The sequence below is a fragment of the Ewingella americana genome, assembly GCF_006438725.1.
In the GTDB taxonomy this organism is placed as follows: domain Bacteria; phylum Pseudomonadota; class Gammaproteobacteria; order Enterobacterales; family Enterobacteriaceae; genus Ewingella; species Ewingella americana_A.
Window position 1 is genome coordinate 67,330 of the sequence record NZ_RCZD01000013.1, and the last position, 25,544, is coordinate 92,873.

Consider the following 25,544-nt stretch of genomic DNA (forward strand, 5'->3'; position numbering starts at 1 on the left):
ACAAATCTACTTTGATTATCGGAGGCTGATTTCGTCCGGGGCATTTACCGTAACATCTGGGGAGATAATGATGCCAGAAGCGCGGCCCTGTTTGCCTTTTCTGGTAGGCTGGTGTGGCAGTACGTGTTACATGTTGGCCGATATTCTGATGACTACCTCCGCCATTTTTCCCTGGCATTGACTGTGCGGATTTTTAACACATCAGGTAAAGGCACCCGAAACACGGTTGTTGCAGGAGTGAAGCAAGGCGAGCACCGAGCCATACTGCGTCTAACGTAAAACAACAACGGGCGGAATGACATAACGGAACTTTAAAATACCTGCCTGTTGCCCGGAGTCACTTGCAATAATCCTTTGTGTTGCCGGTTATGATGAAAAGCCGTACCAGGGCAGACTGATACGGCGTTGAGGTTTCTGACTTGGTCATTTACAGATCAGATGGACTTACCCTTTTTTCCTCTGCCCAGAATATAGGGAGGTACAAAACATTCGCGGCTCGTATCCAGATAATCCGACCACCACTGCATCATTGCCTTACGGGCTTCGAGATGCTCCGCTTTATGGATATAGGCCAGACGCACGGTGTTCCGCTCTTGGTGGCTCATCTGTCGCTCCACGGCATCCTGCGGCCATAAGCCAGATTCCATTAGGGCACTACATGCCATTGTCCGGAAGCCGTGCCCGCAGATATCCAGTTTCGTGTCGTATCCCATTAGGCGCAGTGCCTTATTTACCGTGTTTTCGCACATCGGTTTATACGGGTTATGGTCGCCGGGGAACACCAGTTCATTATTACCGGCGATATTCTTAATCTGTTTCAGAATGGCGATGGACTGTCCTGAGAGGGGCACGATATGCGGCGTGCGCATTTTGGCACCGCGACCGGAATAACGCACGCCTGCAATGGCTTCACGGGTAGCAGGGATCGTCCAGATTCTGTTTCTGAGATCAATCTCTGACCAGCATGCAAAACGCAGCTCACTGGAACGGATAAACACATGCAGCATCAGGAGAACTGCAAGCCGGGTAAGTTCACGTCCCCGGTGATAACCGCCAATCCGTTCAAGCAGTTCAGGAAGACGCTCCAGTGGCAGGGCGGGATAGTGGCGTCTGATAGACGGTGTTGTCACCCCGTCAAGGTTGGCTGCCGGGTTGCTGTCGATTAATCCCTGATGGACGGCGTGGCGCATAATGTTACTGAGATGCTGTCGCGTACGGGACGCGACTTCCAGCATGCCTTTTTCCTCAATCCCTTTCAGCAGGCCAATGAAATGACGCGGTTTAAGCTCTGTAACTGACAGATGCCCGATGACCGGAAAGATATGGTTACTCATGCTAGCAAGCAGACGGTCAGCGGTGTTCTGCGACCATTTTTTATTACTCTTATGCCATGCTAGTGCCACGGCCTTAAACATTATCTCCGGCGTGTATGAAATGCGTTCAGCAGCACGTTGCTGCGCCGGATTAATGTTCAGTGCCAGCATCTTGCGGATACCTTCGCGCTGTTGACGGGCATCAGAGAGGGAGACAGCAGGATAGGCTCCCAGCGCAATGCGGGATTCTTTACCATTGATACGATATTTGAGATACCAGAGACGTGAACCGCCTGGATTTACTAAGAGGTACAGGCCGTGTGAGTCGGAAACTTTGAAGGGTTTATCAGAAGGTTTGAGACTGCGGATTTTAGTGTCGTTGAGAGACATATGGGGTCACTCCATAATCGAACCAACTTGACCCCAAATCTGACCACCAAATTCTCCCGATGCGTAGGGAAAAGTGAAAATGCATCGGGAACACTTTTCACGCTAACTTATTGAATCTCAATCACATAAGGATTCAATAAGCGGCATGAAAATAAGAATTTGGCTCCTCTGACTGGACTCGAACCAGTGACATACGGATTAACAGTCCGCCGTTCTACCGACTGAACTACAGAGGAATCGTTTGAACGGGTCGAATAATAGCGACTGCTCGCAGGCATGTCAAAGGGGCAAATGCATATTTATGATTGTTTGCTCGCACTTTAGCCAAGTTGTTGAGAAATGAGCCGAAACAGGGTATCTCAAGACTCGTCACTCTGGCCGGTCACTCAAAAAACGCTCTTCGAGCGTGGCTTCTAGCCCGAGCATCGCGTCCTCGGCGTGCTGCATGTGTTCTATCATGATCAACTCTACGGCGTCGGCGTCCTGACGGCGCATGGCGTCGATCAGGCGGTACTGATAATCAATGCCGACGCTGCGCGCCACCGGTTCGGGACGCTGGTAAATATCTTTGCACACCGCCAGATCTTTGAGCAGGCGTTGCAGGAAGTGGCAGATAAACGCCAATAGCACGTTGTCAGAATAACTGGCGACCACGCCGTGGAAATCCAGCTCGGCCATGCGCTGTTCCCAGCGTTCGGTTTCGTCGGCGGGTTCATGGTCGTAGACGGCAATCAGCTGATGCAACTGCTCGAAACCTTTGGCGTCGATATTACCAATGGCGCTCACCGCCACCAGCGGCTCCAGCGCTTTACGCAGGGCGTAGATATTGCTGATGGAAAGCTGGCGGGTGAACAGGTAGTTGGAGAGCAAACTCATGGCACGCGTTTCGGTCATCGAATCGATAAACGCGCCGCCGCCGGGGCCGGTTTTGGTGCGGATCAGCCCCTGCACCTCGAGGGATTTCAGCGCTTCGCGCACCGTGCCTTTGCCTGCGGCATAACGGGTAGTCAGCTCTTTCTCCTGCGGCAGGCGGTCGCCCGGCAACAAATTTTCACTGATGATGCTCTCTTTGATGGCATCGACAATTTCATCGGTGCGTTTACGGCGTACCGGTTCTGGCGGGTGTGACGTTTCAGTGCTCATAAATCCCTTCATCGGTTCCTTCATCGGCTCAAAACCTGTGGCGCGCTGGCCAGCAGACGTTGCGTGTAGTCGTGCTGCGGCGCGTTGAACAGCATGTCATTATCCGCGCATTCTACCAAATCGCCTTGATACATCACCGCCACCCGATCGGCAATTGACTCCACCACGGCCAGATCATGGCTGATGAACAGGTAGGAGAGGCCGAAGTCACGTTTTAGCTGATCAAGCAGCAGCAAAACCTGTGCCTGCACCGAAACGTCCAGCGCGCTGACCGGCTCGTCGAGCACCAGAATGCGCGCTTCAGCCGCCAGTGCGCGGGCAATCGCCAGCCGCTGCGCCTGTCCGCCGGAAAATTCATGCGGATAACCGCTGAGCGCGTCGGCGGGCATCTGCACTGCCTCCATCAGTTCCAGCATCCGCGCTTTACGCCGCGCCGCAGGGTAGCCGCACAGATAACGCAGCGGCACGTCCAGCGTGTCGGCGATGGTTTTTCGTGGATTAAGCGACGCCACCGGATCCTGAAACACGTACTGGATCATCTGGCCGAAGGCTTTGTCGCCGCGCTTACTGTGGGCCGACATCGCTTCGCCCATCAGTTTTACCGTGCCGGAGGTGGGGCGCTCGAGTCCGACTAACATGCGCGCCAGCGTACTTTTGCCAGAGCCGCTTTCGCCGACCACCGCCAGCGTCTCGCCTTCTGCAAGCGTCAAGGACACGCCTTTGACCGCTTCCACCTGCTGTTGTTTGCCGGAGAACCAGCCGGACGTGCTGCGGAAGGTTTTCACCAGCTCACTGACTTCAATCACATTGCTCATCGTGCCTCCGGCTGTGTTTTGGCTGCGGCATACAGTTCGCCGACCTGTTTGAGGAAGCCGCGCCCCTGACCGAGTTTCGGCACACTGGCGATCAGCCTGCGGGTGTAGTCGTGTTGAGGATGGCGCAGCACCGACTGCGTTTCGCCGGTCTCCACGATTTCGCCATGGCGCATCACCGCCACGCGGTCACAAATCTGGGCGATCACGCCAAAATCATGGGTGATGAACAGCAGCGTCAGGCCGCGCTCACGGCGCAGCTGTTGCAGCAGTTCGAGAATGCGCGCCTGCACGGTGACGTCCAGCGCAGTGGTCGGTTCATCAGCGATGATGATTTCCGGGTCATTGGCCAGCGCCATGGCAATGCCGACGCGCTGCCGCTGCCCGCCGGAAAGCTGATGCGGAAACGCATTAAAACGCGAGGCAGCATCTTCTATCCCGACACTCGCCAGCAGCGCCAGTGCTTTGTCTTTTGCTGCGCGGTTAGAGAGCGCCTGATGCGCCTGAATGGCCTCGATAATCTGCGCGCCGATGCTGAACTGCGGGTGCAGGGTAGTCAGTGGATCCTGGAAAATATAGGCTACCCGTGCACCACGCCGCTGTTGCAGCTGGCTTTGCGACAGCGACAGCATCTCTTCGCCGCCGACGTAAATCGCGCCTGCGGTGATTTCCCCCGGCGGTGACGAAACCAGCCCCATCACCGACAGCGCCGTCACGCTTTTCCCCGAGCCGCTCTCACCAATCAGCCCCAGACATTCACCTTTGGCCACGTGAAAACTGATGCCTTTGACTGCGGCGACCGACTGATTCCCCGAGCGAAAATTCACCTGCAAACCGACCACTTCCAGCAGTGCGTCTTTGCCCTGCACAGCAGATGGAACGCTGGCGCGGTTCACCGCCGTGACTGCACGGGCACGCAGCAGAATGCCGGATTTTAGGCGCGGGTCCAGCAGGTCACGGATGCCGTCGCCGAGCAGGTTGAAACTCATCACCAGCAGGAAAATCATCAGCCCCGGCACCACCGAGACATGCGGCGCACTGAACATCTGGGCGCGTCCCTGGCCGAGCATCGAACCGAGATCGGCATTCGGTGGCTGGGTGCCCAGCCCGAGGAACGACAGCCCGGCCGTTTCTAAAATCATCCAGCCGACGGTGGTGGACATGGTGACCACCACTACCGGCATCACGTTGGGCAGCACTTCGGTCAGCAGGATTTGCAGATGATTTTTCCCCGACAGCCGCGCTGCCTGAATAAAATCACGCTGACGCAGCCCGACGGTGAGGCCACGAATATTACGGGCGAAGAACGGAATATTAACCACCGCGATGGCGTACAGCGCGTTGAGCAGGCCGGGGCCAAGCACCGCGACGATCACCAGCGCCAGCAGAATATAAGGGAAGGCCATCAGCATATCGATCAGCCGCATCAGCAGGCTGTCGGTTTTGCCCCCGGCGTATCCGGCGACCAGACCAATCAGCGTGCCGAACAGGGCCGCCAGCAGCGTGGCGCAAATCCCCACCGCCAGCGACACGCGGGTGCCCCATAGCAGGCGGGCGAGCATATCGCGGCCGAGCGGATCGGTACCCAGCCAGTGGCCGGGTGAAAACGGCGGCAGCAGGCGGTTGAGCAGATCGGTGGCGTCGGGGTCTGGTATCGGCAGCAGCGGGGCGGCGAGGGCGGCGGCTACCGCCAGTACCAGCAGCGTCAGGCCGAGCGTCGCCAGCCGGTTAGCCAGCAGCAGCGCCCATAATGACTCGCGGTGGCGCGGCGTCGGGTTGGAAATAATCTGGCTCATGATTTTAACCTCGGATCGAGAAGCGCCTGCAGAATGTCCGCGCACAGATTGATCAGCACATAGGCCGCCGCAGCAACCAGCACGCCGCCCTGCACCAGCAGCAGATCACGGGTGGCGACGGCTTTCACCATCATCGCGCCAAGTCCCGGCCACTGGAAAACCGTCTCGATATACACCGCACCGCCGAGCACAAAACCGGCCTGAATGCCGATCACCGGAATAACCGACACCAGCGCCATGCGAAAGGCGTGCTTATAGATCACTTTTCTTTCCGAAAGCCCCTTGGCGCGGGCGGTGCGGATAAAGTCCTGACGCAGCACTTCGAGCATCGCGGTGCGGGTCAGGCGGGCGATCACGCCGGTGGCAACAATCGCCAGCGTGATGGCGGGCAGGGTCAGATGGTGCAGCAGATCCAGCCAGTCGCCGCCGCCCCACACCGCGTACATGCCGGACGCCGGGAACCATTGCAGCTGAACCGCAAACAGCATGATCATCAGCAGGCCAATCCAGAACGACGGCATGGAGATCCCCAGCAGCACCAGCAGCGTGATGATGCGATCCCCCCAGCCAAACTGGCGCACCGCCGAGAAAATCCCCGCCAGCAGCCCGAGCACGGTGCTGAGCAACAGCGCGCAGCCGCCGAGCAGCAGCGTGGCGCCAAAGCGCTCCAGCACTTCGTCAATCACCGGGCGGTTGAGCACATACGAGCGGCCAAAATCACCGTGCAGAATATTGCCCGCCCAGATCAGATATTGCTGGTGCAACGGCTTATTCAGCCCCAGCTCCTGATTAATACGCGCGACGTTTTCCGGTGTCGCCCAGGCACCGAGCAGCGCCTGGGCCGGGTTGCCCGGGATCATCGCCATAATCAGAAAGACGATCAACGACAGTCCGATAAACACCGGAATGGTTGAGAGCAGCCTTTTCAGCACGTAACTCCCCATAGAAATCTCCCCGATTACTGTTTGGTCACCCGGTTGAGCAACAGGTTGAAATTCGGTTGCAGCGCGAAGTGCTGAATGCGTGTAGAGGTCACGGCGTTCTGCTTCCAGTTGGCGACGAAAATCCACGGCGCATCGTCATGGACTAACTGCTGCACCTGCCGGTAAAGCGCGGCGCGGGCGGCGGTGTCGGTGGTCATGCGCGCTTGTTGCAGCAGGGTATCGACCTGCGGATTGCTGTAATAGCCAGAGTTAAAACCGCCTTTTTTCGGCCACGCGTCGGTGCGCAGCGTCAGAAACGGCAGGGTGTCCGGGTCATTGGTCATCCAGGCCATTTCGGCCATGTGAGTGTGATTATCCAGACCGGCGTTGACCTTCGACAGATAGGTATTCCATTCGTAAGTTTGGATCGACACATTCAGCCCGACGGCTTTCAGGTCCGCCTGAATGGCGGTCGCCATCGGGATCGGGTCCAGCATCCCGGATCCGCCTTCGGTAACATAAAACGTCAGCGTCGCCCCCTCGGCACCGGCGGCTTTCAGCAGTGCGCGGGCTTTGGCCGGATCATACGGATAAGGCGCGACGTCTTTGTTCGCCGCCCAGTTAAAAGCGCGGGGGATGGGGCCGTCAGCCACGTCGGCGGAGCCCTGCAAAATATTGTCGGCCAGCGACTGTTTGTTCACCGCGTAATTCACCGCCTGACGCACCCGCACATCGTTGAACGGTGGCACCTGGGTATTGAGCATCACGTACCAGACGTGTGGGCCGGTGGTCTGGTAGAGACGAAAGCGATTGCTTTTCTCCGCAAACAATTTGACCGTATCGGGCGGCACTTCCACCATGGCGTCAATGCCGCCGGAGAGCATTTCCGCCACCCGCGTATTGCCGTCGGTGATCGGCCTGAACACCACATTTTTCACCGCCGGTTTACCGTCCCAGTAATCGTCATTGGCGGTCACCACCACGCGCTGATTGGCTTTCCACTCGGTAAATTTAAACGCGCCGGTGCCGACCGGGTGGCGGCCAAACTCTTTGCCATATTTTTTCACCGCCGCAGGCGAAACGATTAGGCCGGTCGGCGTGGCGAGGTTAGAGAGAAACGGCGAGAAAGGCTCTTTCAGGGTGAAGACCAGCGTATTTTCATCTGGCGTTTCGATGGTTTTTATCGATGAGAAGAAGAATGACAGCGGGAACGGACCGGTGTTATGCCACGGGTTTTTATCATCCAGCATACGGTTGAAGGTGAACTTCACCGCCTCCGCGTTAAACGGCGTGCCGTCCTGAAACTTCACCCCTTCGCGCAGATGAAAGCGGTAGGTGAGGCCATCGGGGCTGATCTCCCAGCGGGTGGCGAGCGCCGGTTCGATATCGAGTTTGCCCTCACCGTTACGCACCAGCCCGTCGTACACATTCACCAGAATACGCGAGTCGTTGGCGGCCGTAGCGACCTGCGGATCCAAAGACTGCGGCTCCGCCACCTGCCCAATCAACAGTGCATCTGCCGGGGTTTTAGCCTGCGCCGGGGCCTGCCACCACAGCGCGCCAAGACAAAGACAGAGCGGGATAAATGATTTTCGCAAAGCTGGCAGCATATCGACCTCGTTGCTAAGTAAACCGGTGATGGACGCCTCAGAAAAAGAATCAGGCGTTGTCCTGTTTATTATTTATGCGTATAAATAAACGTAATTGCAATAATTTATGCGCATAAATTTAACCAGACTGTCACGGAGTGTTTATGACCTTTTCGATCGTAGCGCGAGATCCGCACTCAGGCGCGCTGGGTGTCGCCAGCGCTACCGCAGGCCCTGCCGTGGGTGCGCTGGTGGTGCACGGGCAGGCGCAAACCGGCGCGATTGCCACGCAAGCGATGACCAATCCGTTGTACGGCGAGCAGGGATTAGCGCTGTTGCGGGAGGGATTTGACGCCGCCGCCACGCTGAAAAAATTGCTGGCAAAAGATGCCGAAGCGGTCAGCCGCCAGGTGCTGATCGTCGATAACCGGGGAAATACCGCGCAGTGGAGCGGCGTGGCTTGTGGTGCCTGGGCCGGAAGCATCGCCGGGCAGCAGTGTGTGGTGGGCGGGAATTTGCTGACTGGCGCGCAAACGCTGTATGCCATGCTGGAAAGTTATCGTCAGCATAGTGAACTGCCGCTGGCTGACCGTCTGCTGGCGGCCATGAACGCCGGGGCTGAGGCCGGAGGGGACCGGCGCGGGCTGAAATCAGCCGCGCTGAAAATCTGGTGCGACCGCCAGTATGCCAGTGTTGATCTGCGTGCCGACTGGTCGGATGCGCCGCTGGAGACGTTAGCGGAAATTCTGCAACAGACCCGCGCGGCGTCACACGCTAATTTTTTTGCCGCGTTACCGAAAGGGCATCTGCGCTAATCAGCCATAAGATTGCATTATGATGGTGCACCGAAACGGGGCGCAGCGGCGGTCTCGCCTGGGCCCTGTTACCCCATTCCGCTTATTTTCTCTTTTATTATCATTCGGTAACGTTTTAAAAAGTCTTGAATTATCCTGAATTCCCCCTGTTGGCCCATTTCTTGCTGTCATCACATAGCCAATTTGATTGGCACTACTCTTAGGGGCAACCCCTTTTCAGGGCATGATGGAGACAGTGATGAATCTCAGACGCTTGAAATACTTCGTGAAAATCGTGGATATCGGTAGCCTGACGCAGGCTGCGGAGGTATTGCATATCGCGCAGCCTGCGTTGAGTCAGCAACTGGCGACGCTGGAAGGGGAGCTGAAACAGCAGTTATTAATCCGCACCAAGCGCGGTGTCACCCCCACCGAAGCGGGCAACATTCTCTACATGCACGCCACCACCATTTTACGCCAGTGCGAACAGGCCCACAGCGCAGTGAACTGCGCCGGACAGTCCCTGACGGGGCAGGTATCCGTGGGTCTGGCACTCGGCAGCGTATCGACCAAACTGGCGATGCCACTGCTCCAGGCCGTGCGTGAACAGCATCCGGGTATTCTGTTGTACCTCAATGAGAATTTCACCTCGACCCTGAGCGACCTGGTGATCGAAGGCCGCATGGACATGGCGGTGCTTTACGATCACCCGCCGGTCAAAGGTCTCTCATTTGTGAACGCTTCGTCCATTGATCAGCCGTTGTCATTAAGCGTATCCGACCGTCAGACGTTGTCGCAACCCGCCCAGGCAGTACAGAGGATTTTGCTGACGCTGGTAGAGAGGGAGAGCAACCGGGTTGCTGAGCCACTCTTAGCGGTCGGTTGAGTTCAGCTTTGGAAAGCTGAGGGAAACTTTTAACTTCAAATTTAACTTCAAATTTAAATTCAAATTCAAATTCAACTTCAACTTCAACTTCAACTTCAACTTCAAGGTCGTGGGCGTCGGCCCACACCGACGAGGGGGCGGCCAGTCGCCGCCGCCCCCTCGACCCCCGGGCTTTTTCATGAGACACCGGCAGCTGCGCTGGTCACAATGGCCGTGTTTCAGGGGCAGAAGTTATAGCCGTAAAATGTCAGCCCTTCGGGCTTCCCGGCTGCGGGTTCGAGCCAACGGTAATGATGTTGTCTCTCCACCGACTTGCCGGTGACATTTTGAACACGGCCGACGCTTTTTCAAATTCAAATTCAAATTCAAATTCAGAACCTCATCTGTTTTTGTCTTTTAAAAAGTCCGGGCCGCATTCAAAAATGCCGCCGGAGGAGCGGTGAGAAACGACGAACGGGTTTATCGTGAGTTGGTCCGAACCCGAACGGAGGGGACCGCAACGCGGCGGGATTTTGCGGCGATAACCGCGGTGACTGGAACACGGCCATCCCGATTCAGCGATAGCGCGCAGTTAAAAAAACGCAGGATTGTTAAGGGCCGCGTTTACGGCCCTTAACCCGGTGTGGGCCGGCGCCCACGACCTTGAATTTGAAGTTGAAGTTGAAGTTGAAGTTAAAAGCGGCTTTGAGGGCCGCCTCCCTCATAACCCGGGTGCTTTCCACATCGACGTCGTCAACTGCCTGTCCACTAGCCCCAGCTGGTCGGCGTAAACCGCCTGCCAGTTACTCTTCTGCAAAAGATAAATCTCATGATTCGCCGCATCCGGCTGGTACTCCCGCTCCCAGCGCACCAGCGCTTCGCCGGTTTCGGCGAGGGTGGAATATAAGCCAGCTGCGACACCGGCGGCGATGGCGCAACCCAGCGCGGTGGCTTCTTTCACTACCGGAACCTTCACCGGCACACCGGTCACATCACTGAGGATCTGACACCATAACTTCCCTTTCGAACCACCACCGGCGAACACCAGCGACCTGGCGCGCACGCCGGAGAATTCGGCGATCAAATCCAGATTACAGGCCGAGACGATTGCCGCATTCTCTTCCAGTGCACGGAACAGCGTTTGTTTATTACAACGCTCAGGGTCTATCGACAAATTGATGAATGACGGTGCCGCGTGATACCAGGTTTTAAAATGCATGGCGTCGGAGAAAATCGGTGTTACGCCCCATGAACCCACCGGCACGCGGGCGGCCATGTCTTCGAGCAGGGAGTAGGTATCAACGCCGAGGCGCTGGGACAGCAGCTTCTCTTCCGAGCAGAAGGCATCGCGGAACCAGCGCATGGTCAGGCCGGTGAAAAAACTGATGGATTCCGCCTGTGCCATACCGGGGATCACGTGCGGGTTAATGCGGATATTCATTTCAGGGTCGGTGACCGGTTTTGGCAGGTTCACCACCTGTTGCCAGAAGGTGCCGCCGAGCACGGCCGTCTGCCCGGCGCGCACCACGCCAAGACCGAGCGAACCGAGCTGAACGTCGCCGCCGCCCATACCCACCACGGTGCCTGGTTGCAAACCGCAGGCGTCTGCCGCCGCCGCTGTGACGTAGCCTAAACGGGTACCGGTTTCGACCACTGGTGAGAGCATATCGGCGCGCAGCCCTGCCATGTCGAGCAGTTCAGGCCGCCAGTTACGGGTCGCCAGATCCAGCATACCGGTGGTCCCGGCGTTGGACGGATCCACCGCCAGTTCGCCGCTCAGCATATACGCCAGCCAGTCGCTGATCATGGTGACGGTTGCCGCCTCGCGGTAAATGTCCGGGCGATGATGCGCTAACCACAGCAGGCGCGGCATGGCGCTCAGCGCCAGCGTCTGGCCGGAACACGTATACACCTCGCGTTCGAATTCAAAATCATGGATCTCTTTCAGCTCGGACACTTCGCGGCTGGCGCGGGCATCGACATTGGCGCAGGCCCAGATCGGCTCACCGGCTTTGTTATAGAGCACGATCCCTTCGCGCATCGAGCAGGCGGCCACGGCGCGAATAGCGGAAGCGGGAAGCCCCGCATTATGCAGCGCCTGACGAATGCACTGGCAGGCCAGCGGCCAGTTTTTTGTCAGATCAAACTCCATGGAACCGGGGACGTCCGGCACCGCCAGATGCAGCCATTCTGCCTGGCCGACGGCGATCTGCTCGCCTTCGAGATTGAAAATCACCGCGCGGATGCTGCCGGTACCGGCGTCCAGCGCCATCAGATAAGAGTGGGAGGAGGTAGGCGAAACAGTCATAGCAGTCTCTCTTTCAGGCTGTTTTCAGGACGCGCACCACACCCTGTGCGGGGCAGTCATGCTCAAACGGCGACGGAGAATGCCTTCGGGCACGTGCGTAACGGTAGATCATTGTTCGTTAACAAAATGTTGTTAACTGTGATGGATATGGCAAATTCTGAATGAATTCCGCTCAAACCATCAAGCTGGCTGTATGAATTAAAAAACTGTGACCGGCGCTCAGGTTTTATCCGCCAGCGCAGACTAGGCTTTTGAACAATATTGAATTTCAACACTATTTATTCTTTCAATGACACGCACTGATACCACGCATGACTTCAACTGATCACTTCAATGCCCCTCACTCCCACGCTGACTTCAGGAGAGACAGACATGGCGGATTTAGACGACATCAAAGACGGCAAAAATTTCGGCATCGGCACGCCGCAAACTCACAGCGCGTTCTTTCTCAAAGGTAGCGGGGCACTTGACTGGGGGATGCAGTCGCGGCTGGCGCGAATTTTTAATCCCTCCTCCGGGCGCACGGTGATGCTGGCTTTCGACCACGGCTATTTTCAGGGACCGACCACCGGCCTGGAACGTATTGATATCAATATCGCGCCGCTGTTTTCCCACGCCGACGTGCTGATGTGTACGCGTGGTATTCTGCGCAGCGTCGTCCCGCCTGCGGTGAATAAACCCGTTGTACTGCGGGCCTCCGGGGGCAATTCGATTCTGGCTGAGCTGTCGAATGAAACGGTGGCGGTGGCCATCGAAGACGCGTTGCGCCTCAATGTCTGCGCGATGGCCGCGCAGGTGTATGTCGGCAGTGAGTATGAACATCAGTCCATCAAAAATATTATTCAGTTGGTCGATCAGGGGATGCGTTACGGTATGCCAACCATGGCCGTGACCGGCGTCGGCAAAGATATGGTGCGCGATCAGCGTTATTTCTCGCTGGCGACGCGGATCGCCGCCGAAATGGGGGCGCAAATCATCAAAACCTATTATGTAGACAGCGGTTTTGAGCGCGTGGCGGCAGGATGCCCGGTACCGATTGTTATCGCCGGAGGTAAAAAATTACCCGAACGCGAGGCATTGGAGATGTGCTTCCAGGCCCTTGACCAGGGTGCGTCTGGCGTAGATATGGGCCGCAACATTTTTCAGTCCGATTCCCCCGTGGCCATGCTCAAAGCCGTGCAGGCGGTGGTGCATAGCCACGCCCGCGCTGACCATGCCTATGAACTGTTTCTTAACGAAAAGGGGTGATTCATGCAAGTGACACTGGTAGAAATTAATGTCAAAGCTGACAAGGTAGACGAGTTCCTTACCGTGTTCCGCGCCAATCATTTGGGGGCGATTGAAGAGCCGGGAAACCTCAGATTTGACGTGTTGCAGGACGAGCAGGAACCGACCAGATTCTATATCTACGAAGCCTATGTGGATAACGCCGCGGTCGCGGCGCATAAGAAAACCCCTCATTATCTTCAATGCGTTGAGGCACTGGAGGGGCTGATGACAGGGCCGAGGAAGAAGACCAGTTTTAAAGGGATATATCCAATTTAAACAGCGTATTCGGTCCGCAGTCCGAACGTCAGTGCGACGCCGAGCGCCTCCTCGGCCCGCACGACGATTCGTCCATCCGCGTCGGTAAAGGAAATCTCCCCCACTTTCAAACTATTACGTACCTGCTCCAGTGACCCGGTCGCGAACTCGAGGGCCACCATGCGGGCGTGGCCGTTTTCGTCTTCCGGCACTTTGCCAAATTCGGCGCTGGCGCGGTCAGGCGTGATGAAACGCACGGTGGCGCGCCCGGCATGAATTTTCCAGCCACCCTGACCGTCGCTGACGACGGCCGGTTTGCCGAACAGCTCGCCGTACACCTGCGCGGCCTGTTGCGGATCACTGGCGGTGATCACAAAGCCGCTGATGTCGGTGACGCCGTTAGGGTGGCGCTGCCATTCGGTGCGCCAGACCAGTTCCGGCGTGACGTGCTGGCAGAAGAAACTGCGGCCATTGGGGACGCGGTCAGCGGCCAGCGGCACGGTGCGGAAACGGGCGTTCGGCTCGGAGCCGTCGTTAAGCTGTACCGGGCGGAAAAACTCCGCCGGGGGTGAACCGGCAATATTCTGCTGCTGCAAATGACTGAACACCGCGTCAGCGTTTTGCGTTTTCCACACCAGCCCGGTTAAACCCAGCGGGGCCTGCCACAGGTCTTTGCGGGTATGTTCGTTGGCGGCTTCATAACCCAGTAGCTCGAGATAGTTCTCGCCAAAGATCGCCAGGTGATTGCTTGAGCCGAGCGAATGGTGTCCGCGCGGCGTGAGCTGAAAACCGAGGCGGCGGAACTGCTGCTCGGCGTGGTTGAGCCGGCCGGCAACGTTGACCACCGCGTGATCCAGATGTGGCGTAATGCGTGTTTCTACGGCCGCCGTGGCGTGTTCAGGCGTTGCCAGTTCATTGATAAAAAATTCAGTCATCAAACGGTTCTCCCAGCGTTAACATCAGGCGATTAGCCCAGGCGAAGAAGGCAGCGGACTGCGCCAGATCGACGATCTCCAGCGTACTTAAACCCTGTTCACGCAGGCGGGAAATATGCGTGGGACTGGCGGTCGGCGGTGTGGCAGAGAGCGCGGCGGCGAAGTCGATTTCGGCCTGCCAGCGCGGTGACTGCCCCTGGCTTAAAATGCCACCCGGTGCGGTGTCGATAAGCTTCTGCACATCATCTGTTTGCTTTGACAACTGGCTGGCTTTGCGCGCATGCACTGACGCGCAATAGATGCAGCCGTTGATTTTGCTGGCGACGGTGGCGGCCAGTTCACGCTCTTTGCGCGGCAGGCCGCCGCTGGTGTAGAAAATGCCTTTGTCGGTCAGCGTGCGTTGTTCAAGTACCGGCAGGTTGCGGCCAAGCAGGCGGAAATAGTCGGAATCCGTATGACCAAACCGCGCCAGAGTCGCCTGCTGCCCGGTATCAAACTCGGCCAGTTTTTTCGCGGCGATCCACGGCTCCCAGCCCAACTCTGCCTGCGTAAAGACTTTTGGCGCAGAGCGGCCGCTGTGCGTTTTCCCCTCGGTACGCCAGAAGGCTGCACCGATTGATTTGTCGCTGGAATTTTCCACCGGCTGGCCACCAATCAGGCGATAACTGCGCAGCACGCGGGTCTGGTAGCTGACAAACGCGATCAGCTGCGACAGCGTGACGATGGCGTCAAAGTTCCAGCCTGCCAGTTGCAAGTTTCGCAGATGCGCCGCCGTGGCGCTGGCGGGTTTAAAACTCAGACGTTCGCCGTGATCGAGTGCGGCCTGCAATCTGTCGCTGTTGCCATCGCCGTTAACGCCTTGTAAACGCTCGGCATAATGCGATGCCAGGGCGTTATCCCCGTGCCAGCGCGCGACGTTTTCGGCGAGCAGGAGGCGTTCGGCGAGCGTAAAATCCACGGCGTCATCCCCGCTGAAAATTGTCTCGTAGCTGCCCTGGGTATGACGGGTGGCGGCGTCGCGGGTTTCGCGCGCCTGCGCCAGTTCGGAACCGGCTTCGATAGCGGCCAGCTGGTCCAGCAGATCGGTGGAATGCGTGGTAGAAGTCATAAGGTTTCCTTAGCAAGTTCTGGCAGAGGGGAAGTCACGGTTTTCGGAGTACGGCGTACCCAGCCCAACGCAGGGGCTACCTGGCGGGCGATCAGTTCAATGGAGCGTAAAATGTACGGGTGCGGCGGATCGATGGAGTGCACCTGGAAAGCCAGATCGGTGACCCGCGCCAGCGCGCTGTCTTGCTTAAGTGAAGCGATGACCTGCTCCGGCGAACCCAGATGCACGTCGAACGCACGAATGTGATCGTCGAGGGTATCGCCCTGTACGGTCTGACCGCTGGCACGGTGATTTTCTGCCTGACGGCGCAGCCCTTTTTCCGCCAAACGGCGCGCTTCGTTGCCGTCTTCGGTCACAAAAGCGGTACGCGAACCCATAATGCGCGGTTCGACACAGGCGGGCAGGGCGGCGAGATAGGCATCAATAATCGGGTTCTGAATTTCGGCCAGTGTCAGGTTTGGTGCATTGGCCGGGCGCGGCTGGGTGCGTGACAGCATCAGGCCATCGCCCGCCAGCCCCGCCCGTTCGCCGCCTTCAACAGAGAAGGTTGCCTGCCAGATGCGGCCCGCCAGCTGTGGCGCTGCCGGATACAAACGGTTATCGGTACCGGCCAGCGCTTCACCGCGCCAGGCCTGAAGTAGCACACGTAAATTCTCACCAAATACCGCGCCGCGCTGGCTGCTCTCCAGTCCGAACGGGGGGAATGAGGTCGGTGTGCCGCCGGAGCCTAAACCGATTTCCAGACGACCACCTGACAGTAAATCCAGCACGGCGGTGTCTTCGGCCACGCGCAGGGCGTTTTCCATCGCCAGCGTGATAACGCCGGTGCCTAAACGAATGAAACGCGTGTGCGCCGCTACCTGAGCCAGAAACACCAGCGGCGCGGGCAGGCCGCCTTCCGCTGCGTGAAAATGGTGCTGCGCAACCCAGGCCGAGTCAAAACCCTGCTGTTCTGCGTGAATAATCTGTTCCGTTGCCAGCCGGTAGCGTTCCTGCGGGCTGGTGTCATCCAGTAAACGGGTAAAGAATCCAAGTCGTTTAGTGCTCATGGTTATTCCTTCAATCTTTTCAGTTATGCAGCGCGATGACGGCCGGAGCCTGGGATCGCATTAATCAGTTCTTTGGTGTAATCGCTGCCGGGACGGGCAAACACCGATTCGACATCGCCGGAATCCACCTGCTGTCCGCGGTTGAGCACCGAGACGCTGTGTGAAATCTGCCGTACGGTGGCAAGATCGTGGGAAATAAACAGATAAGTCAGGCCGAGGGAGTCCTGCAATTCCTGCAACAGGCTGAGGATTTGCGCCTGCACCGTGACGTCGAGCGCCGAGGTGGCTTCATCCAGCACCAGCACCTGCGGCTCGAGGATCAGGGCGCGGGCCAGCGCCACGCGCTGACGCTGACCGCCGGACAGTTCCCGTGGTTTGCGGCTAAGCAGTTCCAGCGGCAGGGCTACCCGTTCCGCAATCTTATGGACCCGCTGGCGACGCTCCCCGGTGCTGAGCGGCTCGAAATTCAGCAGCGGTTCTTCAATCACTTTGAACAGCGTTTGTGACGGGTCCAGCGAGGCAAACGGGTTCTGATAGACCAGCTGGATCTTGCGGCGCAGCTGGCGCAGGGCTTCACCTTTAAGCTGCGTGATGTCCTGACCGTCGATAAACACATGGCCGGAATCCGGCTGCTGGAAGCCGAGCAGAATGCGTGCCAGCGTGGTTTTGCCGGAACCGGATTCACCGACTAATGAGTGCGTGGTGCCGCGTGCAATGCTGAAGGAGACGTTATCCACCGCGCGAAACGCCGGTTTACCTTTGCCGCCGAGGGCAAAATCTTTGATGACGTTTTCAACGCGCAGCACGCTTTCGGTCGACGCCGTACGCACGCTGGCGCGGTGTTTGCCCGAAAGGGCGGGAACATCGGCAAACAGCTGGCGGGTATAGTCGCTTTTCGGCGCATTCAGCACCTCGGCGGTGATGCCCTGTTCCTGCACTTTGCCATGACGAAACACCAGCAGGCGGTCGGCACGTTCGGCGGCCACGGCCAGATCATGGGTGACGAACAGTACGGCGGTGCCGAATTCACGGCGCAGTTCGTCGATCAAATCCAGAATGCGTTTTTGCACCGTGACGTCCAGCGCGCTGGTGGGTTCGTCGGCGATGATCAGCGCCGGTTGCAGCGCGATGGCGATGGCGATCAATACCCGCTGTTTCATGCCGCCGGAAAGTTCATGCGGATACTGCTTCGCCCGCAGTTCAGGGTGTGAAAGCCCCACGCGGGCCAGCAGCTCCACCACGCGTTCGTCGCGCTGTTTACGCGGCAGGCGGCGGTGGATGTTCAGAATTTCCGCCACCTGCGCGCCGATAGTTTTCACCGGATTGAGCGAACTGGTTGGGTCCTGCGGGATCAGGCTGATGCGCGCACCGCGCAGGGCATCCAGACGGCGCTGCGACCACTGGCTGATATCAATGCCGTTGAGGCGGATGGCGCCCTGTTGCAGGTGGCCGTTTTCCGCCAGCAGACCAATAATGGCCTGCGCGGTGGTGGTTTTGCCCGAGCCGGACTCACCGACCAGCGCCACCACTTCACCCGGATAAATCGAGAACGACACGTTGTGCACCACGGTCTGGCTCTGCGTACCGCTGCTGTAGGCAATAGACACATCTTCCAGCGCCAGTACCGGCGTGGCTTCGCCAGTGGCGGTGCGGTTAAGACTCATATTCAGGCTCATCGGCGGCTCCGGCGAAATGACTGGCTGATGCGGTTAGCGGACAACACCACCAATACCACGACGATGCCGGGGAAGGTGGTCAGCCACCAGGCGGTGGAGATGTAGTTACGGCCTTCGGCGATCAGTAAGCCCCATTCCGGCGTTGGCGGTGGGGTGCCGTAGCCGAGAAAGCTCAGGGTGGAAATTGCCAAAATAGCGCTGCCAAATTGCAGAGCGGAAAAGGCGATCACCGAGGTCAGTGAGTTCGGCAAAATATGTCGCCACAGCACGGCAGCAAAGGTGCCGCCGCTGCCGTAAGCCGCTTCGACATAATCGCTGTGCCGCACCAGCACCACTTCGGAACGGGCGAGGCGGGCGAAGTTGGCAATCGACGTCACCCCGACGGCAATCGCTGCATGGACTGTGCCGAAGCCGAGCAAAATAATCACCGACAGCGACAGCAGCAGGCCGGGAATGGACAGCAGCACGTCGACGATGCGCATGACGATGGTATCGGCAAAACCGCCGACCGCGCCGGCGAACAGCCCGAGCGCCGTGCCGAGCACCAGCCCGAGGGCGACGGCCACCAGTGCGCCGGAGAGTGAATGCGACGCGCCGTAAACAATGCGCGCGTAAACATCGCGGCCCAGCTGGTCAGTCCCCAGCCAGTGGCCAGCCTGCGGCGCCAGACGCTGTGCGCCCGCCACCCCTTCGGTTCCGCTATAAGCGGTGAACAGTCCCGGTGCGATGGCCCATAAAATCACCACGATCATCACGGCCCAGGCCAGAATCAACCCCGGCTGAAGGCGGGTGAACAGCCTGCTTCGCGTGGCTGGTTTGGCGGCGGGCGCCGCCTGAAGTTGATCAATTGGTAAGCTGCTCATGCATGGGCTCCCGCAGAGGTTTTAAGGCGCGGATCCAGCAACGGAAACACCAGATCAACCAGCAGGTTGATGGCCACAAAGGCGGCGGCGGAGATCACCACAATCGCCTGCAACACCGCGACGTCCTGATTATTCACCGCCTGCTGAGTCAGCTGGCCAAGACCGTTGAGGCCAAACACCGTTTCGGTGATCAGCGCCCCGGCAATCAGTTCACCAAACAGCAGACCGGCAATGGTCAGAGCAGGCAGCAGGGCGTTACGCGCCACATGCCGCCACAGCACACCGCTGCGCGATGCACCTTTGGCACGGGCCACGGCCACGAACGGCTGGGTCTGCACCTGATCAATACTGCGGATCAGGATCTGCGCCAGCGGGGCAGAAATAGGCACCGCCAGCGTGACGATCGGCAGAATCAGCCCGACCCATTCCCCCGGGTTAATCACCGGGATCCAGCGCAGATGGAAGGAAAAAAACTGGATCAGCGCAATGCCGAGCCAGAAGGTCGGGATGGAGATAAACAGCGACGGCAACGACTGAAACAGCGACTTCAGCCAGCCGAAATGCAGCAGGCTGGAGAGGAAAGCGATGGCGACGGCCACCACCGTCGCCAGCACAAAGCCGAGCACCGCCAGACGCAGCGTCGGTGGGAAGTTGCTGCTTAGCAACTCGGTCACCGGCACCCCTGCCTGAATCGAATAGCCCAAATCCCCGCGCAGGAAATTGCCCAGCGTGTGGAAATACTGCTGCCACACCGGGATGTCTGCGCCATAGGCGGCGCGCATATCCGCGATTTGTGCCGGGCTCAGACCCATATCGGGGTTCTGAAATTTGATCAGGATGGCGTCGCCGGGCAACACCTGCAACAGGATGAAGGAGACGGTAAAGGCCGCCCACAGCACCAACATTGCCTGCCCGATGCGTCCGCTAAAGTATCGGCTCATGATTTACTCCTGCTGATTAATGCTTTTCCAGCCACGCGCCGTAGAAGCTCGGGCGGCCAACCGCTTCAAAGTTGATGCCTTTGAGGTAAGGCGCACCGGCGAACACCTGCGGCTCTTCGAAGATCGGAATCACGTAAGCCTGATCCAGCAGGTAGTTCTGCACGTCAGCGGCCAGTGCCAGACGCTTTTTCGGATCCACTTCGGCGGAGACGGCAATCAGCAAATCATTGAGTTTGTCGTCGCGGAAGTTTTTCACTTTGCTGCTGGAGCCGCCTTTTTGCAGCAGAACGTCGCGGTTGGTCGGGTAGAAGGCGCTTTTGATCACGTCAGGATCGGCGCGGCCCACTTCAACCACGTAAGCGGCGGTTTTTTCCGGGTCAAGGTTATCGGCCACGCGGCTGCCTGCATCACCGGCCAGAATATTGAGTTTGACGCCCACCTGGCTCCACTGTTGTGACACCAGTTGCAGCACTTCTTTGTTCTGCGGCTGTGGCAGGGACTCATATACCGTCAGCGACAACGTTTTGCCGTCTTTCTGGCGAATGCCGTTGGTACCGGCTTTCCAGCCCGCCTCGTCCAGCAGCTTTTTGGCCTGCGCCGGGTCGTAGGTCAGCTTGTTGGCCAAATCGACATAACCGGCGGCGGTTTTCGCCACCACGGAGGTCGCCTGCGGATAGTTTGGTGAGAAGAGGGTATCGACCACCTGTTTGGAGTTGGTGGCATGCAGCAGCGCCTGACGGACTTTCAGATCCGACACCAGCGCGTTATCCGGGCGGAAAGCGATACCGTCGTTAACGCCTTTGGTTGGCGCGGCATAAATCGGGAAGTTCTGGTCTTTGGCCTGCTTCTCGTCATAGGCCTGAACCTGACGGATGAAATCGGCCTGACCGGCCAGCAGCGCACCGATACGTACGCTGTCTTCGTTGGTGACGATCACTTTGATGCCATCAAGATTGGCGCGGCCTTGTTGTTTAAGCTTCGCCGGGCCCCAGTTGTAATCTTTACGTGCGGTCAGATCGACTTCGCGCCCCAACGTCTCTTTGCTGACCACAAACGGGCCGGAGCCGATGATGTGAGTGGCGTCGCCCAGGGAGTCAAAATTGCGGTTCAGGGTACTGAGTGAAACCAGACCGGAACCAATGGTCGCGGTGCCTTGCAGGAAGCCAGGCGAGGATTTCTTGAAGAAGAACTTCACGGTCAGTGGATCAACCACTTCGCTGTGGTCATAGTTGTTGATCACTTCTGACACTGGCAGGTTGTGTTCTTTATTGCCGAGCCCGTAGGTATCAAAGTTTTTCGCCACGGCAGCGGCATCCAGCGGCGTACCGTCAGAGAAGGTTACACCGGGGCGGATTTTAAACGTGTACTCGGTTTTGTCGGCGTTGAAGCTCCATGACTCGGCGATCCAGGGTTCAATCGCCAGTGTCTGCGGGTTCTGATAGGTCAGCTTGTCGGTGATCTGGTTCAGGATGCCGCCGTTCGGATAAAACCCGCCCGCCGGTGGATATAAGTTGGTATGTGCCTGTTGTTCTAAATAGACCAGGGTTCCGCCCTGGACCGGGGTTCCGTCGGCCGCCATGGCAGCGCTGGTGGTAGAAATTAAAAGCCCTAAAGCCAGAGCGCGGGAAACCGCGTTCAAACGGCGAATGTTATGCATTAACGTATCCTTTTTCTTATCGGCAAGTGAACGTCACTGAAGTCTGCCGTAATGGCTTTAGAACTAAAGTGGTGGTTCTATATCAAACCTTTTTAAAAAGGATATAAACGAAGGATTATTGCTATGGATAGCGAGAAAGTGGCAATAGGAATGTATTGAACATTGAGCCATGTTCAGGGGGCTTTGAGCGGCCGCTCAAACTGGCTTTAAAATCTTCAAATTCAACTTCAAGGTCAAGACCGTGGGCTCGCCGCCCACACGGGCCCAAAGGAGGTTTAAACGAACCTCCTTTGGAATCCTGCGTTTTTTTAACTGCGCGCTATCGCTGAATCGGAATGGCCGTGTTTCAGGTATCTCAGTGACAGCCGCAAAATGTCGCCGCTTAGGCGGTGCCTTCGCTGCGGGTTTCGAGCCTAAGGTCTCGAACCGCTTGCTCAGCGCCATTTTTGAATGCGGCCTCGGCATTTTTAAAGATAAACACTGTGTCGGTTTTGACTTTAGAAAAGCTCAGGCCGCGTTCAAAACGACGTCGAGGGAGAGGCGCAAAACCGCGTGGTTTTTTACGCGGGTTGAAGCCCGAACAGAGAGGACCGCGCAGCGGCGGAGTTTGCGGCTATAACGGAAGTACATGAAACACGGCCATTGTGACAAGCGTAGCTGCGGAGTTATTAGCGCAGGGTTCCAAGGGAGGCGCGCGCGTCTCCCTTGGTCGGTGTGGGCCGACGCCCACGACCTTGAATTTGAAGTTGAAATTGAAAGGGGGGTCATTAGGGGTTCAAACCCCTAACCGATCCCTGAGGGAATAATAGGCTGCCCCCAGCATGGTGAAAGGAACCTGCAGGTTCCTCCCGCCGAAGAACGGCATGTGGGGGAGTTTGGCGAAGGCGTCGAAACGTTCGGCGTCGCCGCGCAGCATTTCGGTGATGAGCTTGCCAGCCAGATGGGTGAGGGTGACGCCGTGTCCGCTGTCACCCTGCATGTAATAAATATTGTTTTCGAGCCTGCCGAACTGCGGCATACGCGAGAGCGTCAGCAGGAAATTACCACTCCAGCGGTAGTCAATCTGTACGCCTTTGAGCTGCGGGAAGGTGCGGTAGAGCTTCGGCAGGATAATGGCGTCGATGCTCGGCGGTTTTTTGCCACCATAGGTGACGCCGCCGCCGTACAGCAGCCGGTTGTCGGCAGTGATGCGGAAATAATCCAGCAGGTAATTGCAGTCCTCGACGCAGTAATTATTAGGCAGCAGTGACAGCGCCATGTCCTCTGACAGCGGTTCGGTGGTGACGATCTGCGAGCCGCACGGCATGCTCAGGCGGCTCAGACGCGGAGCCAGGGCATGGCTGAGATAAGCATTGCCCGCGAGTATGACGTATTTGGCTTTTACGCTGCCGGTGGCGGTATGCACCCGTGCCGGGTCGCCGTAGTCGATGTGGGTGACAGCGGAGCGCTCAAAGATGCGTCCGCCGTGACGGCGTATCGCTTCGGCCTCACCGAGTGCCAGATTGAGCGGGTGAATGTGCCCGCCGTTTTTATCCAGCAGCCCGCCAACATAGCGTTCGGTGGCAATTTCGCGGCGGATACCGCTTTCGTCGAGTAGGGTTAATTCGGTATGGCCGTAGCGGTTCCACAGTGTTTGCTGCTGACGCAATTGATTGAACTGTTTACGGCTGAGGGCGGCGAAAATACAGCCAGGACGGTAATCGCAGTCGATGGCGTACTGGTCGATGCGCTGGCGGATGATATTGGCCCCTTCGAACATCATGCTGCCAAGCATATCGGCGGTCTGGCGTCCGTAGCGGTCTTCGATGACGTCAATATCCCGGCTGTAGGAGTTAACCACCTGGCCGCCGTTGCGGCCACTGGCGCCCCAGCCGACGCGGGCGGATTCAAGCACCACCACATCGTAACCGGCTTCAGTAAGGAACAGAGCAGAAGAGAGACCGGTAAAACCTGCGCCGACAATGCAGACATCGCACTGAATATTGTCGGTCAGTTCCGGCCAGGGTTGGTGGTCATTGGCATTGCTGGCGTAATAGCTGTCGACGTGCGCGGAACCGTCAACCGCGGGCAGACTTCGGATCGATCCACTCATGTTTTTATCCTTCTTTCGGTTCCCGTTGTCCGGCCCAGACCGGCGACAACTAGAAGGTATTTTATCCGTCATACTTCAAGCTGCATCTTTGTCGGCGGTGCTCACTCACCCGGATCACTTAATTTACTCAGCTCATCGGGATTATGAGCCTCATTTCTGAGGCTCACCCTTCGGGCCGGCGCTAGCGCCGTTCAAACCGGCTATGGCCAATTTGTCTTTCTCTTGCCGCCTCGATGCCCCTCGAACTATTTTGGGTACAGGGGTATGTGCGCTGACTATTCGGCAAATACGCGTCGAAATATTGCTAAAACTGTGCGTAATAGCCGTATTAATGGTGTAACTCTGTCCCGCCCGCAGCGGGTAACTCTGACCTCCAACCGTGAGCACAATCTCACCTTCGAGCAGAGTGCCAACCTCCTCACCCTGATGCTTAAATTTATCGCCTGTCGTGCTGCCGGGCTGGTAGGTTTCGAGCAGCATGACGACCGCGTGTGAAGGCGTGCCGTTATGCACCATTTTCATGGAGACACCGCGGCTGCCAATCTCGATTAAATCTGCCGAATTGATCACCACGCGCGGCGTATCACTGTTGTTCTCTTCGGCGAAAAATTCCGACAGCGACAGCCCGTACACCCGCAATAATTTTTGTAGCGTACTGACCGCCGGGCTGACCTTATCTTGTTCGATAGTGCTGATGGCGCTGTGCGTCAGGCCAGACAGCTCAGCGACTTTGCGCTGGGACAGACCGAGATGCTGGCGGATGGCGGAAAGCCGGCGACCGGGCGCCAGACTGACTTCGCTCATACAGCGAGTTCTCCGCGCCCACGGATGCCGTGATGATTTTTACGACAGGCATCCACAAAGGATTCAAACAGCTGGCGTGAAACTGCATCGGTCAGGCTGTGCCACTCCGGGTGCCACTGCACGCCGAGGGCAAAGGGATGATTACGCACGCTGACGGCTTCCACCAGATTATCCGGCGCGCGGGCTTCGATGGTCAGCTCTGCGCCCAGACGTTTGGCCCCCTGACCATGCAGCGAATTGACCTGAAACTGTTGATAGTCGGGCAGCAATTCCGCCAGCAGACCGCCTGGTTCGATCTGCACCGGATGCACTAAATTATACTGTTCGTCATGCGGCAGGGAGGTATCTTCCCGGTGATCCATATAGCCCGGCTGCTCTTGTACTTTGCGGTACAAACTGCCGCCGGTGGCGACGATCAGCTCCTGCATCCCCCGGCAGGCGGCGAAAAGCGGGATCCGCTGATCCAGCGTGGCACGGATTAATGCCATGCTGAGTTTGTCGCGACCCGGATCGGCAAGGGGTTCAATGCCGTCTTCGCCATATAAATGGGGTTCGATATTGCTCGGGCTGCCCGTCAGGAAGATGCCGTCGAGGCGTGACAGAACCTCGTCGATCGCCCCTTCACGAGAAGCCAGTTCGTGGGGAAGACAGACGGGTAAAGCATTGGCGTTGAAGATGGCGTCGAGATACTTCTCATGCACCGTGAGTGCCGGATTCTCGTCGATAGAGTTCTCACACATCACTACCCCAATGATCGGTCTGAAGCTCGTTTCTTTTCTGGCTTGCGCCGTGGAAAATATATTGCCCATGTTACCGCCTCGTTGAGTTGTTTGAAGGGTTGAAATGCCGCGCCTTGTCGCTTTCGCCGTTCAATTTAGTTGACGTTACTCTTCTAAAACTAGCAGCGGAAGGGGGCTTTTTCAAACCGGTTTGTAACGAAACTGTTGCGGTTGCAAAACAAT

19 protein-coding genes, 1 tRNA gene and 2 pseudogenes are annotated in these 25,544 nt (G+C 57.7%); 4 read left to right on the forward strand and 18 right to left on the reverse strand.

Annotated features, from left to right (window positions below; all coding sequences use genetic code 11):
• Nucleotides 1–434 precede the first annotated feature (434 nt).
• The 7 genes from EAH77_RS20415 to EAH77_RS20445 form a co-directional block, all read right to left on the reverse strand.
• Complete coding sequence (locus EAH77_RS20415; protein ID WP_140474638.1) at nt 435–1,703, reverse strand: tyrosine-type recombinase/integrase; 1,269 nt, start codon at nt 1,701–1,703, stop codon at nt 435–437.
• A gap of 160 nt (nt 1,704–1,863) precedes the next feature.
• A tRNA-Asn gene (locus EAH77_RS20420) sits at nt 1,864–1,939 on the reverse strand.
• Nucleotides 1,940–2,072: 133 nt separating this feature from the next.
• Nucleotides 2,073–2,846: a FadR/GntR family transcriptional regulator gene (locus tag EAH77_RS20425; protein WP_140474639.1), complete on the reverse strand. Its 774-nt coding sequence runs from the start codon at nt 2,844–2,846 to the stop codon at nt 2,073–2,075.
• Between the two features lie 20 nt (nt 2,847–2,866).
• A complete protein-coding gene (locus EAH77_RS20430; RefSeq protein ID WP_140474640.1) occupies nt 2,867–3,661 on the reverse strand; it encodes an ATP-binding cassette domain-containing protein in 795 nt (264 codons plus the stop codon).
• Nucleotides 3,658–5,454 (reverse strand): dipeptide/oligopeptide/nickel ABC transporter permease/ATP-binding protein, encoded by a 1,797-nt coding sequence (locus EAH77_RS20435; RefSeq protein ID WP_140474641.1) that lies wholly within the window; start codon nt 5,452–5,454, stop codon nt 3,658–3,660. Before EAH77_RS20435 ends, EAH77_RS20430 begins: the two co-directional genes overlap by 4 nt.
• Complete coding sequence (locus EAH77_RS20440) at nt 5,451–6,398, reverse strand: ABC transporter permease (RefSeq protein ID WP_140474642.1); 948 nt, start codon at nt 6,396–6,398, stop codon at nt 5,451–5,453. The genes EAH77_RS20435 and EAH77_RS20440 overlap by 4 nt, the downstream gene beginning before the upstream one ends.
• A gap of 14 nt (nt 6,399–6,412) precedes the next feature.
• Nucleotides 6,413–7,987: an ABC transporter substrate-binding protein gene (locus EAH77_RS20445; protein WP_140474643.1), complete on the reverse strand. Its 1,575-nt coding sequence runs from the start codon at nt 7,985–7,987 to the stop codon at nt 6,413–6,415.
• A 143-nt stretch (nt 7,988–8,130) separates the two neighbouring features.
• Between EAH77_RS20445 and EAH77_RS20450 the strand changes: the two genes are divergently transcribed.
• Together EAH77_RS20450 and EAH77_RS20455 are read left to right on the forward strand one after the other, a co-directional pair.
• On the forward strand, nt 8,131–8,781 hold the full coding sequence (locus EAH77_RS20450; RefSeq protein ID WP_140474644.1) for a DUF1028 domain-containing protein: 651 nt from the start codon (nt 8,131–8,133) through the stop codon (nt 8,779–8,781).
• A gap of 238 nt (nt 8,782–9,019) precedes the next feature.
• Nucleotides 9,020–9,496: pseudogene (locus tag EAH77_RS20455) on the forward strand (LysR family transcriptional regulator); the annotation flags it as partial.
• Between the two features lie 850 nt (nt 9,497–10,346).
• On the opposite strand, the gene lsrK reads toward EAH77_RS20455, so the two are convergent.
• Complete coding sequence (gene lsrK, locus EAH77_RS20460; RefSeq protein WP_140474646.1) at nt 10,347–11,933, reverse strand: autoinducer-2 kinase; 1,587 nt, start codon at nt 11,931–11,933, stop codon at nt 10,347–10,349.
• Nucleotides 11,934–12,305: 372 nt separating this feature from the next.
• Here lsrK and lsrF point away from each other — a divergent pair, with 372 nt between their 5' ends.
• Both lsrF and lsrG read left to right on the forward strand, forming a co-directional pair.
• Nucleotides 12,306–13,181: a 3-hydroxy-5-phosphonooxypentane-2,4-dione thiolase gene (gene lsrF / locus EAH77_RS20465; RefSeq protein WP_140474647.1), complete on the forward strand. Its 876-nt coding sequence runs from the start codon at nt 12,306–12,308 to the stop codon at nt 13,179–13,181.
• 3 nt (nt 13,182–13,184) lie between these two features.
• Entirely contained in the window at nt 13,185–13,478 is a 294-nt protein-coding gene (gene lsrG / locus EAH77_RS20470) for a (4S)-4-hydroxy-5-phosphonooxypentane-2,3-dione isomerase (RefSeq protein ID WP_140474648.1), read from the forward strand.
• Here lsrG and EAH77_RS20475 read toward each other — a convergent pair.
• The 10 genes and pseudogenes from EAH77_RS20475 to puuD all read right to left on the reverse strand — a co-directional run bounded on the left by EAH77_RS20475 (nt 13,475) and on the right by puuD (nt 25,391).
• Nucleotides 13,475–14,392, reverse strand: coding sequence for a VOC family protein (locus tag EAH77_RS20475; protein ID WP_140474649.1), 918 nt, complete (start codon nt 14,390–14,392; stop codon nt 13,475–13,477). The two genes, lsrG and EAH77_RS20475, sit on opposite strands and share 4 nt — an antisense overlap.
• Nucleotides 14,385–15,500 (reverse strand): alkylhydroperoxidase domain protein, encoded by a 1,116-nt coding sequence (locus EAH77_RS20480; RefSeq protein WP_140474650.1) that lies wholly within the window; start codon nt 15,498–15,500, stop codon nt 14,385–14,387. Before EAH77_RS20480 ends, EAH77_RS20475 begins: the two co-directional genes overlap by 8 nt.
• Nucleotides 15,497–16,549: a putative FMN-dependent luciferase-like monooxygenase gene (locus EAH77_RS20485; RefSeq protein ID WP_140474651.1), complete on the reverse strand. Its 1,053-nt coding sequence runs from the start codon at nt 16,547–16,549 to the stop codon at nt 15,497–15,499. The genes EAH77_RS20480 and EAH77_RS20485 overlap by 4 nt, the downstream gene beginning before the upstream one ends.
• Nucleotides 16,550–16,572: 23 nt before the next feature.
• On the reverse strand, nt 16,573–18,225 hold the full coding sequence (locus tag EAH77_RS20490) for a dipeptide ABC transporter ATP-binding protein (RefSeq protein ID WP_194150524.1): 1,653 nt from the start codon (nt 18,223–18,225) through the stop codon (nt 16,573–16,575).
• Nucleotides 18,222–19,088 carry an ABC transporter permease gene (locus EAH77_RS20495; RefSeq protein WP_140474652.1) on the reverse strand — a complete coding sequence of 289 codons (867 nt, stop codon included), beginning with the start codon at nt 19,086–19,088 and terminating at the stop codon, nt 18,222–18,224. Before EAH77_RS20495 ends, EAH77_RS20490 begins: the two co-directional genes overlap by 4 nt.
• Nucleotides 19,085–20,029, reverse strand: a complete 945-nt coding sequence (locus EAH77_RS20500; RefSeq protein ID WP_140474653.1) for an ABC transporter permease — start codon at nt 20,027–20,029, stop codon at nt 19,085–19,087. The genes EAH77_RS20495 and EAH77_RS20500 overlap by 4 nt, the downstream gene beginning before the upstream one ends.
• Nucleotides 20,030–20,045: 16 nt before the next feature.
• Complete coding sequence (locus EAH77_RS20505) at nt 20,046–21,686, reverse strand: TIGR04028 family ABC transporter substrate-binding protein (protein ID WP_140474654.1); 1,641 nt, start codon at nt 21,684–21,686, stop codon at nt 20,046–20,048.
• 775 nt (nt 21,687–22,461) lie between these two features.
• On the reverse strand, nt 22,462–23,778 hold the full coding sequence (locus tag EAH77_RS20510; protein WP_140474655.1) for an NAD(P)/FAD-dependent oxidoreductase: 1,317 nt from the start codon (nt 23,776–23,778) through the stop codon (nt 22,462–22,464).
• Nucleotides 23,779–24,036: 258 nt separating this feature from the next.
• Nucleotides 24,037–24,582 (reverse strand): annotated as a pseudogene (gene puuR / locus EAH77_RS20515) (HTH-type transcriptional regulator PuuR); the annotation flags it as partial.
• Complete coding sequence (gene puuD / locus EAH77_RS20520; RefSeq protein ID WP_140474657.1) at nt 24,579–25,391, reverse strand: gamma-glutamyl-gamma-aminobutyrate hydrolase; 813 nt, start codon at nt 25,389–25,391, stop codon at nt 24,579–24,581. The gene puuD and the pseudogene puuR, both read right to left, overlap by 4 nt.
• Nucleotides 25,392–25,544 lie beyond the last annotated feature (153 nt).